The sequence below is a fragment of the Clostridium mediterraneense genome (assembly GCF_900091705.1).
In the GTDB taxonomy this organism is placed as follows: Bacteria; Bacillota; Clostridia; order Clostridiales; family Clostridiaceae; genus Sarcina; species Sarcina mediterraneense.
In genome coordinates this window covers 881,185-900,598 of sequence record NZ_LT594785.1, presented here as the reverse complement: position 1 = coordinate 900,598, position 19,414 = coordinate 881,185, and the positions used below count along the sequence as shown (strand labels likewise).

14 protein-coding genes are annotated in these 19,414 nt (G+C 27.8%); 2 read left to right on the top strand and 12 right to left on the bottom strand.

All coding sequences use genetic code 11. The annotated features are described in order from the left end of the window. Positions 1–15: 15 nt before the first annotated feature. From leuC to ilvN, 3 genes are read right to left on the bottom strand one after another with little or no spacing between them, the layout of a single operon-like run. Entirely contained in the window at positions 16–1,275 is a 1,260-nt protein-coding gene (gene leuC, locus BN8917_RS06360) for a 3-isopropylmalate dehydratase large subunit (RefSeq protein WP_066872093.1), read from the bottom strand. A 21-nt stretch (positions 1,276–1,296) separates the two neighbouring features. Next, complete coding sequence (cimA, locus tag BN8917_RS06355; RefSeq protein ID WP_066872091.1) at positions 1,297–2,892, bottom strand: citramalate synthase; 1,596 nt, start codon at positions 2,890–2,892, stop codon at positions 1,297–1,299. A gap of 26 nt (positions 2,893–2,918) precedes the next feature. Continuing rightward, a complete protein-coding gene (gene ilvN, locus BN8917_RS06350; protein WP_066872088.1) occupies positions 2,919–3,440 on the bottom strand; it encodes an acetolactate synthase small subunit in 522 nt (173 codons plus the stop codon). A 421-nt stretch (positions 3,441–3,861) separates the two neighbouring features. On the opposite strand from ilvN, the gene uvsE reads away from it, so the two are divergent. Together uvsE and ytaF are read left to right on the top strand one after the other, a co-directional pair. Continuing rightward, positions 3,862–5,109, top strand: a complete 1,248-nt coding sequence (gene uvsE, locus BN8917_RS06345) for a UV DNA damage repair endonuclease UvsE (RefSeq protein WP_066872085.1) — start codon at positions 3,862–3,864, stop codon at positions 5,107–5,109. 103 nt (positions 5,110–5,212) lie between these two features. Then, positions 5,213–5,839: a sporulation membrane protein YtaF gene (gene ytaF, locus BN8917_RS06340; protein WP_066872082.1), complete on the top strand. Its 627-nt coding sequence runs from the start codon at positions 5,213–5,215 to the stop codon at positions 5,837–5,839. A 49-nt stretch (positions 5,840–5,888) separates the two neighbouring features. Here the strand turns inward: ytaF and BN8917_RS06335 are convergent, their stop codons facing one another. The 9 genes from BN8917_RS06335 to mgrA form a co-directional block, all read right to left on the bottom strand. After that, a complete protein-coding gene (locus BN8917_RS06335; protein WP_066872079.1) occupies positions 5,889–7,334 on the bottom strand; it encodes a DEAD/DEAH box helicase in 1,446 nt (481 codons plus the stop codon). Between the two features lie 68 nt (positions 7,335–7,402). After that, positions 7,403–8,782 carry an MATE family efflux transporter gene (locus tag BN8917_RS06330; protein WP_066872075.1) on the bottom strand — a complete coding sequence of 460 codons (1,380 nt, stop codon included), beginning with the start codon at positions 8,780–8,782 and terminating at the stop codon, positions 7,403–7,405. A gap of 138 nt (positions 8,783–8,920) precedes the next feature. Next, positions 8,921–10,084, bottom strand: coding sequence for an enoyl-ACP reductase FabV (gene fabV, locus BN8917_RS06325; RefSeq protein WP_066872071.1), 1,164 nt, complete (start codon positions 10,082–10,084; stop codon positions 8,921–8,923). Positions 10,085–10,200: 116 nt separating this feature from the next. Beyond that, positions 10,201–11,271, bottom strand: coding sequence for an NAD(P)H-dependent flavin oxidoreductase (locus BN8917_RS06320; protein WP_066872068.1), 1,071 nt, complete (start codon positions 11,269–11,271; stop codon positions 10,201–10,203). A 205-nt stretch (positions 11,272–11,476) separates the two neighbouring features. Continuing rightward, entirely contained in the window at positions 11,477–12,928 is a 1,452-nt protein-coding gene (locus BN8917_RS06315; RefSeq protein WP_066872065.1) for an amino acid permease, read from the bottom strand. A 404-nt stretch (positions 12,929–13,332) separates the two neighbouring features. Next, on the bottom strand, positions 13,333–15,771 hold the full coding sequence (locus BN8917_RS06310) for a sensor histidine kinase (protein WP_066872062.1): 2,439 nt from the start codon (positions 15,769–15,771) through the stop codon (positions 13,333–13,335). Continuing rightward, complete coding sequence (locus tag BN8917_RS06305) at positions 15,749–16,447, bottom strand: response regulator transcription factor (protein WP_066872059.1); 699 nt, start codon at positions 16,445–16,447, stop codon at positions 15,749–15,751. The genes BN8917_RS06310 and BN8917_RS06305 overlap by 23 nt, the downstream gene beginning before the upstream one ends. A gap of 203 nt (positions 16,448–16,650) precedes the next feature. Then, positions 16,651–18,246, bottom strand: coding sequence for an outer membrane protein assembly factor BamB family protein (locus tag BN8917_RS06300; RefSeq protein WP_066872057.1), 1,596 nt, complete (start codon positions 18,244–18,246; stop codon positions 16,651–16,653). A gap of 150 nt (positions 18,247–18,396) precedes the next feature. Next, the gene (gene mgrA / locus BN8917_RS06295) at positions 18,397–19,389 is read right to left on the bottom strand and encodes an L-glyceraldehyde 3-phosphate reductase (protein ID WP_066872054.1); all 993 of its coding nucleotides are present in this window, start codon (positions 19,387–19,389) and stop codon (positions 18,397–18,399) included. Positions 19,390–19,414: the final 25 nt, after the last annotated feature.

Below are 19,414 nucleotides of genomic sequence, written 5' to 3'. Positions count from 1 at the left end.
AAATCCCCCTTCTTCTTATAAATCTTCTGGTGAAGAAATCTTTCCTGTTATAGCTGATGCTGCTGCGACTGCTGGACTTGCAAGATAAACTTCTGACTCTACATGCCCCATTCTTCCAACAAAATTTCTATTTGTAGTTGAAATAGCTCTTTCACCTGCAGCAAGGATTCCCATATGACCACCAAGACATGGGCCACAAGTAGGTGTAGACACTATTGCCCCTGATTCAACAAATGTCTTCAAAAGTCCCTCTTCCATAGCTTGTAAATAAATTTTTTGAGTTCCTGGTATAATTATTGTTCTTACACCCTTTTTAACTTTTTTTCCTTTTAAAATTTCTGCTGCTTCTCTTAAATCTTGCATTCTACCATTTGTACAAGAACCTATAACTACTTGATCTACATTAATTTCTCCAACATTATCAATAGTTCTTGTGTTATCTGGAAGATGTGGGAAAGCAACTGTTGATTTAATTTTTGATAAATCTATTTCATAAACTTCTGAATAATCTGCATCATCATCAGCTTCAAACACTTCCCATTTCTTATCAGAATGATTTTTCATATATTCTATTGTTAATTCATCAACTGGGAATATCCCATTTTTAGCTCCTGCTTCTATTGCCATATTAGTTATAGTAAATCTTGAATCCATAGAAAGATTTTTTACTCCCTCTCCTGTAAACTCCATTGATTTATATAAAGCACCATCCACACCAATCATTCCAATTATGTGTAAAATAACATCTTTACCACTAACCCATTTATTAGGTTTATTCTTTAAAACAAACTTTATAGCCTCTGGAACTTTAAACCAACATTTACCTGTTGCCATACCTGCTGCCATATCAGTAGAACCTATTCCTGTTGAAAAAGCTCCAAGTGCTCCATAAGTACAAGTATGTGAATCAGCCCCTATAACTACGTCTCCAGCTACAACAAGTCCTTTTTCAGGTAAAAGACAATGTTCTATACCCATTTCACCAATATCAAAAAAGTTATTAACTTCTTTTTCTTTTGAGAAATTTCTAATAAGTTTTACCTGTTCTGCTGATTTGATATCCTTATTTGGAGTAAAATGATCTGGTACTATTGCAACCTTATCACTATGAAAAACTTTCTTAAGTTTTAATTTATGAAACTCTTTCACAGCAACTGGTGTTGTGATATCATTTCCTAAAACTAAATCTAAATTTGCCTCTATAAGCTGTCCTGCTTTAACTTTTTCAAGTCCTGCATGCTTTGCAAGAATTTTTTGTGTCATTGTCATCCCCATAATAAACCCCCCTTTTTATAACTAGAAATACTTTCTTACTTTTCTTTCTATATCTTTTATTAATTTATATTCTATTGAATCAACAAGAGCAATCCAGCTTGCCTGAATAATATCTCTAGAAACTCCAACTGTACTCCAGTTTTCTTTGCCATCTGTTGATTCTATAAGAACTCTAACTCTAGAATCTGTAGCTGCATCTGTATCTAAAACTCTAACCTTATAATCTACAAGTCTTACATCTTTCAGTTCCGGATAAAAAACTTCAAGTGCAGCTCTTAATGCTTTATCTAATGCATTAACAGGTCCATCACCTTCTGCTGCTGTTATTTGATTTTTACCATCTACAGATATATTTACAAAAGCTGTTGAACTATATTTATTTTTAAGCTCTGAATATTGCTCTCCTATAGTTTTAAAGCTATTCAGTTCAAAAAATGGTTCATATTTCCCCATAGTTTTTCTTATTACAAGTTCAACGGTTCCTTCAGCTCCTTCAAATTGATAACCTTCATATTCTAACTCTTTAAGTTTTTGAGTTATTGAAGATACCTCCTCTGCTTCTTTTGATACTGCTGGAAATATCTTTTGAATTTCTTTTAATATAGTTGCTTTACCACTAACCTCTGATACTAAAAATCTTCTTCTATTCCCAACTGATTCTGGTGATATATGTTCATAAGCTGTAGGATTTTTAACTACAGCATCTATATGCATTCCACCTTTATGAGCAAAAGCACAACTACCTATATAAGCTTCTTCATCTCTAATATTTATATTAGAAATTTCAGCTATAAACCTAGCTGTTTTAGTTAAATTTTCTAAATTATAATCTTCCATTAGCTTATATCCCATTTTCAATTTTAAAGTTGGAATTATAGTACTAAGATTAGCATTTCCGCATCTTTCACCTATTCCTAAAAAAGTTCCCTGAATATGAGTAACCCCTGCCTGTACTGCAATTATTGAATTAGCTACTGCCATTGAAATATCATTGTGACAATGTATACCTACATTAATATTAAAATTCTCTTTAACATCTCTTACTATCTTTTCTACTTCACTACAAATACTTCCGCCATTAGTATCGCAAAGAGTTACTGTTATAACTCCAGCATCTATTGCTGTTTTCAAAACTTTTAATGCATATTCTCTATTTGATTTATAGCCATCAAAAAAATGTTCTGCATCAAAAATAACTTTCCTATTATTCTTCACTAAAAATTCTATGGTATCTTTTATCATCAATAAATTTTCTTCAAGGCTTGTCTTTATAATATCTTTAACCTGAAAATCCCAAGCTTTTCCGAATATAACTACAGTTTCTGTTCCTGCTGCCAAAAGATTTTTTACATTTTTATCTTCACTTGCTAAAATTCCTACTCTTCTTGTACTACCAAAAGCAACAATCTTAGCATTATTAAATTTTATCTCTTTAATTTTGTTGAAAAATTCCATATCCTTTGGATTTGAACCTGGATTACCTGCTTCTATATAATCAACACCTAAATCATCTAGGCTCTTGCATATCTTTAATTTATCTTGAAGTGAAAAGCTTATTCCCTGCCCTTGTGCACCATCTCTTAATGTAGAATCAAAAATTTCTATCCTTTTATTCATCTAAAATTCCTCCTTATACCCCAAATTTAATATTTATCTTCAAAATATTCGCCATAAGAAGTAATTTCTTTATCTCCTCTTTCAATTGCAGTGAGCCCTGTTCTTACAATCTCTTTTATTCCATACTCCTGCATTAAATTAATAAGTCCTGTAACTTTACTTTCATCACCAGTAAGCTCAATAGTTAATGACTTATTAGCTATATCAACAATCTTACATCTAAATATCTTAACAACTTCATTTATATGAGCTCTTTGCTGTGCATCTGCATTAACTTTTATAAGAACTAACTCTCTATAAACTGCTTTATCATTTTTAACATTTATTATTCTTATAACATCTTCTAACTTATTTAACTGCTTTATAACCTGATCTAAAACATCATCATTTCCCATAATAGTAATTGTCATTCTAGATATCTTCTCATCTTGAGTTCTTCCTACTGTTAAACTTTCGATATTAAATCCTCTTCTAGAAAATAAACCTGAAATTCTACTTAAAACCCCAAAAGAATTTCTGACTAACACTGATAAAACATGTTTATCCATACAATTGCCCCCTTTATTATTTTTTAATTATATTCAACCCCAAAATAAATATATGTTATTTTTTTACATAATATATTGTGAAAAAAAGTATAAGTCTTTACAAACCTATACTTATTACTTCTATCTTATTAATCTTAAATTTCCTTTATTTATTGATATTTATTTATTATTTGATAAAAATATTACTCTTTTATTCCCATATTGTCAATACTTTCAATAAATTATTATTATTCACATACTAAATATATTATTTTCTAAATTCAAATTAAAAATATTTAATTTTCTATTTTCGGACATACTATATTTATAATCTTCATTTTATATCTTTTGAATAGGACTTTTCTACTTAAAATAATATAAAATTCTACATAAGAAAGGTGGTGAACTGCTACAGATAATTATAATTTGTTAGCAGATAACTATGAAAATAGGTTATGCTTGTATCCCTTTAACAATAAGTGCCCGTACAAGTAAAAAAGTACTTCTTAAAAATTTCTCAGAAGAATCTTTTTTACAAGCTTGTGCCGAAAATATAAGAAATTTAAAAGTAATACTAATTCATAATATAAATAATAATATAAGATTTTTTAGAATAAGTTCTGATATAATCCCACTTGCCTCTCATCCCATAAATACTATAGATTGGCAAACTATATTTAAAACTGAACTAGAAGACATAGGTAATTTTATAAAAGAAAATGATATTAGAGTTTCTATGCACCCAGGGCAATATACAGTGATAAACTCCCCTAACCAAGAGGTAGTAAAAAAATCTATAGCTGATTTAGAATATCATTGTAAATTTCTAAATTCATTAAATATAGACTCATCACATAAAATAATTTTACATATCGGTGGAATATATGGTGATAAAATAACTTCAAAAAATAGATTTATAGAAAACTATAAACTACTTAGTCAGAATATAAAGGAAAGACTTATTATTGAGAATGATGAAAGGAACTATTCAATAGATGATGTTTTAGAAATATCTAGTTTAACAGGAGCTCCTGTTGTTTTTGATAATCTTCATAATGAATCTTATGGTGACAATAATTATACAATTCCAGAGATACTAACTAGAGTTATTAAAACTTGGAAAAATACTAAAGGTATCCCTAAAGTTCATTATAGTCAACAAAGTTATGCTAAGAAAAAAGGTGCTCACTCAAGCACTATATTTGTTAATGAATTTCTTAAATATTATAATGATATAAAAAATTTTGATATTGATGTTATGTTAGAAGTTAAAGATAAAGATATTTCAGCTATAAAATGTATAAATATCTTAGATGAACTCACTGGTAAAGAATTTAATCCTGAATTCCTAATGGATGAATATAAAAAATACAAACTTCTTCTCTTAGAAAGAGGAGAACATTTTTCAAATCATGCTTATGGAATAGCAGCTGTTAATACAGATGTAATTTCTTTTTATAGGGTAATAGATGAAGCTTTAGAAAGTTTTATAAAACCTCTTAGTTTTTCACACTCTCTTAGAACTGCTTTAAAACTTATTGAAAATGATATAAAAGCTTCTGAAAAAAATCATATAGAAAAATTACTTTTAAACAGTAAATTTGAACGTTGTAAGACTTATATGCATGAAGTTGCAATAAGAAATAATGTTGAAAGTATATTATCTACTTATTTCTTCTCTCAAGAATAAAAATATTTAAATATATATCTTATTATGTAATAGGTTAATTTGTAACAATTTGATTTACAAAAAAATATATTGACATTAGATAGAAATATTTTTGGAGGGTTATATGAATCTCATTCCAACTATCTTACTAGTTTTATCCTCTAGTATAGATAGCTTTATAGTGTCAGTAGCCTATGGAACAAAGAATATAAGAATAGGATTTTTCAGTAATTTATTAATAGGTGTTGTTTGTGCTCTTGGAACTTACCTTTCAATGTTATTTGGATCTATATTGATAAACATATTTTCAATAAATACAACTAGTTTCCTTGGAGCATTAATATTATTTCTACTTTCACTTTATTTTATTTATGATTATAGAAAAAATAAAAATGAAAAAAATAATCTTAATATATATAATACTGATGATAATAATCCAACAGATATATTAAAATATCCTGAAATAGCTGATAAAGATAAATCTGGTTCAATAGAAATTAAAGAATCCTTTATGCTAGCCTTAGCACTTACTTTAAATAATTTTGCACTTGGTACAGCTGCTAGTATATCTGGTTTTAATATTTATCTAACAACAATTTTAGCTTTTATATTTTCATTTATACTAATTCCTCTTGGAAGCTATCTTTCCAAAAAAATATTAAGTAAGATTATAGGAGATAAAGGAAGTTTAATATCAGGATTAATAATTCTTATTTTATCATTAATACAATTTTATAATATTATATTTTAAAGATTGAAGATAAATAAAAAGAAGCTATCTAAATTAGATAGCTCCTTTTTTAATTTTTAGCTTTGCTTAATCTTATCTTTTTACCTTTTATAGTAATTTCCTTATATTTTCTTAAAATAGTATTTCCTTTTCCATTTAAGATATCAATATATGAGAAACCATCTTGAACATCAATAATTCCTAAGTCATCTGCTGTTAATTCATTCATATTACTAAATGCACCAACTATATCTAAGACTCTAATCTTTTTCTTTTTACCACCACTTATATGTATTTTAACTACATCTTTATGAATGACATTTTCTTTCTTAGTCTTTCTTTCTTTTATAAGTTCTCTTTGACTTTCCTTAAAGATTTTCTTACCTGCTTTTACCTCTTCATCTGATGGATAAGTTCCATCTGCTACTGTATATCCTATATATTCTTCAACAGCATTCATAAACTTTTCTTCATAAGGAGCTACAAATGTTACAGCATCTCCTTCTTTTCCAGCTCTTCCTGTTCTACCAATTCTATGAACATAACTATCTTGTTCCATTGGAACTTCATAATTTATAACAAGATTTATATGGTCTATATGTATACCTCTAGCAGCAAGGTCTGTAGCTACAAGAACTTTGAATTCTTTATTTTTAAACTTATTCATTACTTCTATACGTTTCTTCTGTTCCATATCACCATGAATTTCATCTACAAGTATGGCTTCTTTCTTTAAAAGTCCTACTAAATCTTTAACTTGACCTTTAGTATTACAGAAAACTATAGCACTTTCAGGGTGTTTACCATAAAGAACTTTCCAAAGCATTTTTAATTTATTTTTAGGTTCAACTTTTAATTTTGTTTCATTTATCTTACCTTCATTAACAAGCTTCGCTTTAACTGATAAGGTTTCTGCATTTTTCATATATTTACTACAAAGCTTTTCTATTTGTTCTGGAATTGTTGCTGAGAATAATGCTGTTGTTCTCTCACTTGGAAGAATATCAAATACTTCTTGAATTTGATCTATAAAGCCCATATTAAGCATTTTATCTCCTTCATCAACTATCATAAGTTTTAATGAATCAAGATTCAAAGTACCTCTTTTTATATGGTCTATAACTCTTCCAGGTGTTCCTACAACAACATGAACTCTTTGTTTAAGCTCCCTTATTTGCTCATTATAAGGTTGCTTTCCAAATATAGCAGCAACTCTAACCTTTTTGATTCTTCCTATATTTCCAATTTCCTCTTTAACTTGAATAGCAAGCTCTCTTGTTGGTACAAGAATTAATGCTTGAACCTCTCTATTTTCAACTTCTACTATTTCACAAGTTGGTATACCAAAAGCAGCAGTTTTACCTGAACCAGTTTTTGATTTAACTATTATATCTTTTTTATCTAATATATATGGAATAGCTTCTCTTTGAACATCTGAAGGCATTGTATAACCTAAATTATCTAAAGCCTTTATGATCTTATCATCTAATCCTAAGTTCTTAAAATTTTTATCCATAGAATCCTCCTATGCGTTTTCTCTAAATTACTATTCCTATTATAACAGATAAATCTAGATTTAGAGACTTAAGCTTCTACTTCTTCTATATTTGTTATAACACTCTTTATCCATTTACCACTCTTTAATCTAAGCATAGTAAATATAAACTTAACTATTTCTTCTATTGAAACTAATAATACAACTTGATAAACTTTTAAATTTAACAACATTGCACCAATAAATGCTAAAGGAACTCCAATAAGCCACATTGTTGAAGACTCAAGCTTTAAAGCATATGATGCATCTCCACCACCTCTAAATGCTCCAACAATAAGAACAATATTTATAATTCTTATAGGTGCTATAAAAGTAAATATATTAAGCATTAAAATAGATGAATTTTTTACTTCCTCTGAAACATTAAATAATCCTATTATTGGTCCTGATAATAATATAACTAAAATTGCTATTACAATCCCCATTAAAAATGATAGACTTGTTATTTTTCTTGTATATTTTTTAGCCTTATCTTCTCTTCCAGAACCTACTTGATTTCCTATTATAACAAGAGATGCACTAGCTAGACTCATACAAAGTACCATAAATAAATTTTGTATATTAGTACATATTTGAACTGATGCCATAGCTTCTGTTCCTATTTGTCCATATGCTATTGAATAAAGGAAATTTCCAAGCCCCCAACATACATCATTTAAAAGTATAGGAATTATTGATTTATAAACTTCAATACTAAATTTCTTATCAAAACTTATAAATTCTTTAAACTTACCATTTAACACTTCATTTCTAGAAGCAACCCATATTAATAATATACATTCAACTACTCTAGCAATTACTGTAGCAATAGCTGCTCCCTTAACTCCCATAGCTGGAATACCAAACTTACCAAAGATAAAAATATAATTTAATACAACATTAGTTAAAACTGCAATAGCACTAATTATCATTGGAGTCTTAGCATCTTCCATACTTCTAAGTACATAAGCTAAACTTAAAGTTACAGCATTTAAGATATAACTAATCACAACTACCTTTAAATAATCATTAACTTGAGCTATAACAACAAGATCATTACTAAATAATCTAGCTATTCCATTTGTATTAAATAAAACTACTAAAGTACCTATTAGTCCAACTACTAATGAACTAATAATTCCAAGACCTACAACCTTTTTTATATTTTTCTTATCTTTCTTTCCCCAAAACTGAGCAACAAAGACACTACATCCTCCTGCTATACCTACCATAAATAATTGAACTAAGAAACTAACTTGATTACCTATTCCAACTGCTGCAACTGGAATATCTCCTAAAGCGCCTACCATTAAAGTATCTGCCATATTAAGAGATGTCATAAGTAAATTTTGAATAACTATTGGTAAAGCTAAAATAAAAAGTGTTTTATAAAATTTCTTATCACTAAACAACTCCTTAAATCTTTCCATCTTAAATGTCCCCCTTTGTGTAAATAATTATAAGCACCCTAAAATTTAGAGTGCTTATCTTATGTTTAATCCCTACTTAAATATAATATTCTATTAAACAATTTTTATCTACTATTTTTATACATTAAGATTTATTATTTAAATTTCTACATCCTTCTTATAATCAATATTAGCAAAACCAAATCCAAATAATTTAAAGAACTCATCTCTAAATCCCTCTACATCAGTTAACTCAAAAACTGTCTCTGAATTTAAAAGAGGCCAAATATCTTTTATCTTTTCTTGAATATCTTCTTCCATTTCAAAATTATCTAATCTTATTCTACCTTCACTATCAAGATTTAATTCTTCATTACCATAAAGTTGTGAAAACATTCTATAAATTTGTTCTATACATCCTTCATGTGTTCCCTTTTTTTTCATAACTTTATAAAGAAGTGATACATATAAAGATACTATTGGAATAGCTGAACTAGCTTGTGTTACTAAAGCTTTATTTACTGAAACATATGATTTACCATTTATATCTTTTAATAAATCATCTATTTTACTAACCGTTGCTTCAAGATGTTTTTTAGCCCTTCCTATTGTTCCTTCTCTATAAATAGGTTCTGTTACATCTGGTCCTATATAACTATAAGCTATAGTTCTTACTCCATCTGATAAAAGATTTTCAGCTTTTAAGGCTTGAATCCAAAGTAACCAATCTTCTCCCCCCATTACTTTTATTGTTCCATCTATTTCTTCCTGTGTTGCCGGCTCAATAGTAACTTCTGTTATTTTTCCTGTATGAAAATCAACTGTTTTACTTTTGAGGGGCTCACCTGTAGTTTTTAAATATGAATTTACAACTTCATCTGTTCCTGGCATTTTTCTTTTAGGTGCAGCAAGTGAATATACTATTAAATCAATAGTTCCCATATCCAATTTAATTTTTTCTATAACTTCACTCTTAGCTTCATTAGAAAAAGCATCTCCATTCATATTTATATATTTTAAATCTCTTTCTTTAAAAAATTCTTTAACAGCTTTTGTATTATAAAAACCAGCAGATCCCGTTCTCTTTTCTGTAGATTCTCTTTCAAAGCTAAGTCCTAAAACATTAGCCTTACAAGCAATTCCTGAAACTATACTAGTTGCAAGTCCATATCCTGCCCCTGCCCCAATTACTAAAACATTTTTAATCTCATTTAAACTATCCTTATTTTCAACATAATCTATTTGCCTTTTAACATTTTCTCTGCATCCACTAGGATGAGCTGTAGTACATATAAATCCTCTAAATTTAGGTTCTACTATCATTTTCTTTCTCCTTAAATCTATATATTCTATAATCAAATATTTTGAATATCAAACTTTTATTATAATATAACATAGATTTATAATAAAAGTAAACTTCATTATATTAGATTAAGGTACTAAGCATTTAAAATTTCTTCCTTAAGTTGATCTACAAGTTCTCTTACTGGTACAATTTTATCTAACCTATAAGCATTGCTTCCACAAAAAACAAGACCTTCATCTATATTTCCATTAACAGAATTAATAAGTGCCTTACTTATACAATAAGGTGTACTCCCTGGATTACATGGGACTAAACAATTATAGCATTTTTTAATTTTGATATTACCAAGCTCTTCAGTTCCTTTAATAAATTTATTTCTTACGCCTCTTCCTGGCATACCTACTGGACTTTTAACTATAACTATATCATCTTTTTTACTCTCTATATAAGCTTTCTTAAATTCATCACTAGCATCACATTCATCTGTTGCCACAAATCTTGTTCCCATTTGAACACCATCAGCACCAAGCTTTAAAAATTTTGCAATATCATTTCCATCAAATATTCCTCCAGCTGCAATAACAGGAATTTTCTTATTATACTTTTCCTCATATTTTTTCTTTTCTTCAATTATTGCCTTTACTTCATCTTCTAGAGAATTTTGATTATTTTCAATCTCTTCTAATTTAAATCCTAAATGCCCACCAGCTTTTGCTCCTTCGACAACTATCATATCTGGAGCAATATTATCATGTTTATCCCATAATCTTAAAATAACTCTAGCTGCTTTTAAAGATGAAACTATAGGAGCTATTTTTATAGAACTTCCTTTAACTAATTGTGGTAATGACTTTGGAAGACCTGCACCAGAAATTATTATATCTGCTCCTGCCTCTATAGAAGCTTTAACATGTTCTGCATATTCAGTAATTGCAACCATTATATTAACTCCTATAATACCTCCATTAGAATATTCCTTTGCTTTTTGTATATGTTTTTTTAATCCTCTTAAATTAGCCTTAAGTTGATTTTTCTCAAAATCTTCTTCTTTAAATCCAGGATGTGCTGCTGAAATTACTCCTATTCCACCTTGACTAGCAACTGCCCCTGCAAGTTTTGATAAAGAAACTCCAACACCCATTCCACCTTGAATTATAGGTAATCTTGCTTTTAAATCACCAATAACTAATGGTTTTATTATCATATAAACCACTTCCTTTTTAATAATATATAATACTTTGATTATCAAAATATTAATTTACATTATAAAACTTAATTTACACTTTTTCAATATATTTCTATTAAATATTATAAACATCTTAAAGTAAATTTAAACTTACTAGAAAAATTTATTTTAATATAAAAAAAGAAGTTATCTCTTTTCGAGATAACTTCTTTAAATTTATTTATTATGCTGCTTCTTCTACATCAGCATTTTTATTTGTTCTCTTTGCTATCTTTGGAAGTATTAATCCAAGTCCGATTAATACAAATGGTGTTGCAAAGTTTGTTATAGTTAACATCCACCATTCTGAGCTAAATGCTTGTGCATCTTTAGGGAACATACCCATGATACATGCAAATGCTGTAAATGCAAAACACCAAATACCGAATATTCTAGCTATCACTCTATTTTTTATAAATTTGTAATCTGATTCAAATTTATTACTCATCTTTGTAAGAGCAATATATGCAAGGAATACCCATAAATATCTTAATGGCATTACTGCTGCATTTAAATCTAGTAACCAGTTGTATAATCCGTTTGTATTACTCATTCCAAGAGCTGGTACAATTATAAGAATTGAAACAAGAACTGCTGTCATCTTATAACCATTTATAGGAGCACCATTTTTATTAACTTTAGTTAATGCCTTTGGAACATATCTATCATCTGTATCTGCTAGTAGAACCTTTAATGGAGCATCTATTGAGAATAGTAATGCTGATACTTGAGCTGCAAAGTTAGCTAAAGCATATAATACTAATAATGTATTTCCTATTCCATAGTAATTTCCAAGGTTTTGGAATGCATAGTAAGCACCGTTCATCTTTAAGTCTGATGGTATATTATTTGAATTAAACATCATACCCATAGCAAATGATCCAAGGAATGCTGTAACAGCAACCATTGCTGCAAGAGCTATCATACCTTTAGCAAATCCTTTTTTCTTATCTTTCATATTATTTACATATGGTGACATTTTTTCTGCTCCACCAACAGCAAATACTAACATAGCAATTGTTGTAAAGTATTTAAAATCAAATGTTGGTATAAATGATTTTAATGTAAGATGTGGTGTAGCCACTTGAACTCCTCTTATTACTGGAGCTGCTATCATTAATAATATATATAATATTGACATTACAAACATAGATATTCCAGCTATAGAACCTATTACTTTAAGTGATGTAACACCTTTTGATGCTATAAATAAGAATACAAAGAATATTATTAATGATAATCCTTGTAATACTAAAGGATTTAAATTATCTATTGTATGTCCATTTTGGAATACTGCCCATCCAAGTGATATCATAATACCTTGAGGTTTTTGTGCTAAATAAGGTATATGTACTACCCAGTATGTCCAACCTGCTAAATATGCAAGTGTTGGTCCCATAGTTTTTCCTATCCATGAGCTAACCCCTGCTTTACCATCTCTAAATGTTGAACCAAGTTCACCAACCATAAGAGCATATGGTACAAAATAAAGTGCTAAAATAAGAATCCATGATGTAATAACTGTTAATCCTTGGTTTGCATAGTTATTAACTACATTTGCAAATCCCCAAACTGATACAAATGCCATTAATCCAAGGTTATACCACATGAGTTTCTTTGAATTATCTTTCCCCATTTTTTTCTCCTCCTAACAAACAAGTGTCCACTATATATACACAAATATATATATTTTCTTTTCATTACTTAATTTATAATTTCTGATTTTTAAAATTTTTATAATCCAATTCTATCATTTTTGATACAATTCGACAACTATTTTTTATTTTTATAGTAATCTTTTTTTTATCTTTTTACTTATAATTTAATATTATTTTCACCAATTTGTTATGATTTAATTTAAATTTATTGTATTTATATTTATAATTCATCTCGTATATGGTTTTCATTAACATATTCATAAAAACACATTTTTTGAAAGTTATATATTTCATATCTTGCATTTTATTTATTTACACTCTAAATTTAACTAAAAAAATACATGAACTAAATTATTCATGTATTTTTATATATTAAAATTATTTATTTTTTAAAAATTACTTTAACTTTAAATAAATCTCCATCTATACTTATATCAAGTTTTCCTCCTTGAAGTTCTACAAGACTATTAGCTATAGATAAACCTAAACCTGACCCTTCAGTATTCCTTGATAAATCTGCTCTCTTAAATCTTTCTTTAAGTTCTGAAACTTCACAATTTAGTTCATATCCTGAAATATTTTTAATCTCAAAAATAACATCCTCACTAGTTTCTCTTAAATCTATATACACTCTTGTATGTTCCATAGAGTATTTTAAAGCATTTCCTATAAGATTCTCAAAAACTCTCCAAGTTCTAGCCCCATCAAGATTTAAAATGATTTTATTACTTGAGATATTAAGCTTAAAGTTTAAGTTTCTCTCATCTATCTTTTCTTTAAACTCGCCCATACTTTGCCTTAAAATAGCAACTATATCAATATCCTCTTTATTAAGTTTTATATTACCTGTTGATGCCTTAGAAGCTTCAAATAAATCTTCTATAAGAACCTTTAATCTTTTTGACTTATTATCAAGAATTTTTATATACTCTTCTTTTTGCTCTTCAGTTAAATTATCTCTTTGAAGTAAATCAACATAATTAATTATTGAAGTTAAAGGAGTCTTTAAATCATGAGATACATTAGTTAAAAGTTCTGACTTCATTCTCTCACTTTTTATCTCATCTTCAATAGCAATTTTAAATCCTTTATTTATATTAGAAAGATTTTCTCTTATATTATTGAAATTTTTTACCTCATTGCTCTTAAACTTTATATTAAATTCTCCTTTAGCTATTTTGCTACTTACCTCTTCTATATCCTTTATATCCTTCATATATCTATAATTTTTATATACTAATATTATGGACATTATTATTGATACTACTATTGTAAATCCTGTCATTATACTATTAAAATACCCATACCAAATATACATACTATTAACAATTTTTATATATATATAATTTAATATTATACATATTATAAGTTGTATAATAAAAAGCTTATTAATTGAAGTGTTTGTAGCTAATATCTTATTTCTAAAAAACTCCTTAGATTTAGATCCTATTTTATATACTCCACTTCTGTCTTTGAGAGCCTTTTTAAAGCCATTTCTTGAGAAGTAAGCTATATCACTTCCAAATAAAATTATAATTATAAATAATCCTATATATAAGACTTTTGATATATTTCTATCTCCAAAACCATTTATAATACTTGATGGAAAGCCTTGCATTATGAATATAAACATTGAATAACTGAAAACCATATATGAGATTTCTATATAAATCTTTCTATAATATTTAAATATTAATTTATCATAAAACTTCATTCCTAATACTATAAACATTAGACATATTAATAATATTATATTGGGAATCATTAAAAAGATAATATCATGCATATCTACATTAAGTTCAGCATCTTTATAAATTTTATAAAATGGATTATGCTTATTTTCAAGATCTTCTACATCAAATTTTATTTGTAAAGCATATATTGGAGATACTCTAGAGTATTTTTCTGCATACTCTATATTTTCTTTTGACGGTCCTTCATCTTTAACTCTATTAAATATAGAATCACTATACTCCTTACTATAATTCTCTATCCCCCAATTAGTTCCCCCAGTAGAATATGTTATTTCAGCCCCATACCCTGTATTCATATATTTTATTAAAATCTTATCTTTATCTTTTTCAATAATCTTTTCAGATTTAATCAATGGTTCATTATATTGATTATCATTTACAGCATTAATCTCAAAATAATATCCAAGATCTTTTTTTATTTTATTTTGCTCTAAAGAATCAATATTTCGTCTTTCTTCAACCTCTTTATCAATCTCTACCAATCTATCTTGATATATTTTTTTTCTTTTACTTTCTTCATCATTATAATATTTTTTAACTCTTTCATATTCTAATTTTATATCCTTATTATTTTTTGACTCTTCATCTAAAGCTTTTTTCAAAGTATCTAATACCATTCGATTTTCATCTTCATACTTTGAAATATCTATAGCATAAAGATTTAAAATTGAAGTATACTCTTCTTCTTTTTGTGTATTTAATTTTTCTAAAGATTTCTCATATTCTTGCCTTGCTTTTTTAATATTATTTTGTTTAATATAAATTATATTTCCTAAATAAGCATCTTTATTATCACTTAACATCTTAGCTCTTATGCTAGGAATCATTACATTTTCAACATCTTTAAGTATTTTTTCTTTAAATGCTGTACTATGTGTAAAATTCCTAATTTTCTCTGTTTTATAAGCTGGATTAATTTTCTTAATAGCTGAAAAAGAATTAACTAAAATTCCAACTATCACTATAAGCAATATTATATTTTTTTTATTTATTAATTTTCTCTTTAACTTATATACTGATTTTAAATTAAATATCTCCCTAAACTTATTCTTGAATTTTATAGCCAATTCCCCACACCACCTTTAAATATCTAGGCTCTCTTGGATTAATCTCTATTTTTTCTCTAATCCTTCTTATATGAACTGTAACTGTATCTGCATTTATTGCAGGTTCATTCCATACCTTTTCATAAATATCTTCTATTGAGAATACTCTTCCCTTATTTCTAATTAAAAGTTCTAATATTCTATACTCTATTGGAGTTATTCTAACTACTTCCCCATCTAATTTGAGTTCTTTATTTTCTATGTTAAGTTCTAGTCCCCCTGCTTTTAAAATCTCATTCTTAACTATTTCTACCTTTGATGAATATCTTGTATATCTTCTAAGCTGTGATTTAACTCTAGCTATAAGTTCTAAAGGATTAAACGGCTTAGTTAAATAATCATCTGCTCCCATATTTAAACCAAGTATTTTATCAGTATCTTCAGATTTTGCTGAAAGCATTATAACTGGCAATTCTCTTTCTTCTCTAATCTTTGATAAAGCTCTAATTCCATCAAGTTTTGGCATCATTATATCTAAAATAATTAAATCTATATCATTATTTTTCTCTAAAATACTAAGTGCTTCTAATCCATCAAAAGCTTTAACTACCTTATATCCCTCACTTGTTAAATAAATTTCTATAGCATTTGTAATTTCAACTTCATCATCCACAACTAAAATCTTATAATCATTCATTTTTATATCCCCCTAAAAAAAACTATTCCAATTATAACACGCCCCTCTGCTAAAAATTATATATTTTTCATTTAATTTACATTTTAATAATACATTTTAAAAATTACATGCTTCTTACTAAATTTCTTACAACTTTCTAAAATTTTTATACAAAAAATAAAAGAGATTGTCTTAATGTACAACAATCTCTTTATAAATTCATATTATTTTATTTCAATCCCATATATAGTTGAGCTTCTACTTGCAACTACAATACTATTATTAAAAATAGCTGGACTAGCTTCTATATTCGCATTTAAATCTACATGATTTAATGTCTTTCCTGTTTCCCCATCTATAAGAAACATCCTACCTGCTGAATCCCCTTGAATTATATAACCATTTCCATCTTTATCATAAAAATCTGTTGGTGATGACCAAGCATAATTATCTAATTCTTTTTCCCATTCTATATCTCCTGTTTTCTTATTTAAAGCAACTAAAAGACCTTTATTAAAACCATTATATCTTGAAAGTGAAAAATAAACCTTATCATCTATTTTATTTTTTCCAACTGCTGGAGTTGAAAGAAGTCCACCATTAACAGGGTCAGAACCTAAAAGTGAAGAGCATTTAAAAGCTTTATCCCAAATAACTTCTCCAGTTACTCCATTAATTTTTTTAAGCTTTGCCTCACCAACTGCTCCTTGGTGATCTACTTCATTTCCTATATAAATATAAGGAACCTTATTTTCTACTTCTACAGTAAGTGTAGCATCTATATCATCAACTCCATCTACTATCCAAACTGGTTTCATAGTATTTATATCTACACATTGAATTTTTCCACTATTATCAGCAAAATAAACTAAATTAGCATAAGCAGCTACTGAATTCTCTATTCCAAGTCTTGAACCCATTCCATAAGTATATTTACTAAGCTCTGGCTTTACTGAAATAGTATTATTTTTTTTATCATAATTAGAATTAAGCTTTATTCTGTATAATATCCCATTTTCTCCACCAACTATCACACTATCAGTATCAGCACTTACAATTGCTGAAGAGTCAAATGCTGGCCAAGATCTTGGAGCATCACTATCTGAACCTGAAAGTTCAAATAATTGACTTCCATCTATAAGACTATATATATTAAATCCAACAACTCCATTTTCATTTATACCTTCTCCAACATATAATAAAGGTAATCCTCTTGGGTCAATGCTAACACTTCCCTTTATAGGATTTCCAACTCTTATTTTCTCTCTTGTTTCTTTTCCAGTTTCCATATCTAAAAAATAAACATTTCCATCAAGTGAAGCATAAATAACTTCAACAGCATCTTTCTTCTTCTTAAATTCTTCACTTACATTCATTTTAGATTTAATTTCACTAGGCCATTTAACTAAAGCAGGTTGTCCAGTCCAACCAGCTCCTCCTCCCCATGAACTACTTGAAGTGAGATATTCCCAATTTATATCTAACTTCTTTTGTTTTATATCACTAACTCCATAAGATGGTGATGTCCTATAATGATTCCCTCTAAAAGTTAAAACTCCTTCAATATCCGTGTACTCATTTTGAAAAAGTATATTATCATTTTTCTCATCTACATTTATTAATTTATAATTAAACTTATCATTAGTAATATGACTAACACTTACTGGTTTAACTTCTTCTATAACTTTCTCTTTTACATCAGTCATTTCTACTTTTTCATCTTTTTTAATAGCTTTAACAGAACTATCTGAACAAGCAACTAATGTTGATATTAATGCTATAACACTAAAAATTTTTCCTAATTTATTTTTTGATATCATAAATCCCCCTAAAAAAACCAATTCAATTCCCAATATTTAATATTATAACATCTTTACATAATCAATTTAACATTTTATGTAAATTTTTTATTTAAAAATATAAATTAATAAAAATAAATAAGCTATCTCGAAAGAGATAGCTTATTTGTACTATTTTAAAATTTCATCTATAATTTTTAATTCTTCAACTGTAAATTCTAAATTCTCAATTGCTTTAACTGATTCTTCTATTTGACTAACCTTACTTGCTCCAACAAGAACAGAAGTTATTTCTTTATTACGAAGTACCCATGATAAAGCCATTTGAGATAATTTTTGACCACGCTTTTTAGCAACTTCATTTAATTTATTAAGCTTTTCTAAAAGTTCTGGTGTTATATCTGAAGAATTTAAAAATGGACTATCTTCTCTTGCAGCTCTTGAATCTGAAGGAATTCCATTTAAATATCTATCTGTAAGCCTTCCTCCTGCTAAAGGTGAAAAAGCTATTCCCCCTATTTTTTCTTCATCTAAAACATCAAGAAGTCCATCTTCAACCCACCTATTTAACATTGAATAACTTGGCTGATGTATAACACATGGAGTTCCAAGCTCTTTAAGAATAGCAAAAGCTTTCTTTGCTTCTTCTGGTCCATAATTTGATATTCCTACATATAAAGCTTTACCTTGTCTAACTATTAAATCAAGAGCTCTCATAGTTTCTTCTAATGGTGTATTGGGATCTGGTCTATGGTGATAAAAAATATCTACATAGTCTAATCCTAATCTTTTTAAACTTTGATCTAAACTTGCAATTAAATATTTCTTTGAACCCCATTCACCATATGGACCTGGCCACATATAATATCCAGCTTTTGTTGAAATAATAAGTTCATCTCTATATAGAGCTAAATCTTCTCTTAAAATTCTTCCGAAGTTTTCTTCAGCTGATCCTGCTGGTGGACCATAATTATTTGCTAAATCAAAATGAGTTATTCCAAGGTCAAAAGCTCTTTTTATTATTGCTCTACTATTTTCAAATTTATCAACATCACCAAAGTTATGCCAAAGTCCTAGTGAAATTACCGGTAACTTAAGACCACTATTTCCACATCTATTATATTTCATTTTTTCATATCTTTTCTCATCTGCTATATATCCCATACCTTTACCCCCAGTAAACAATCTC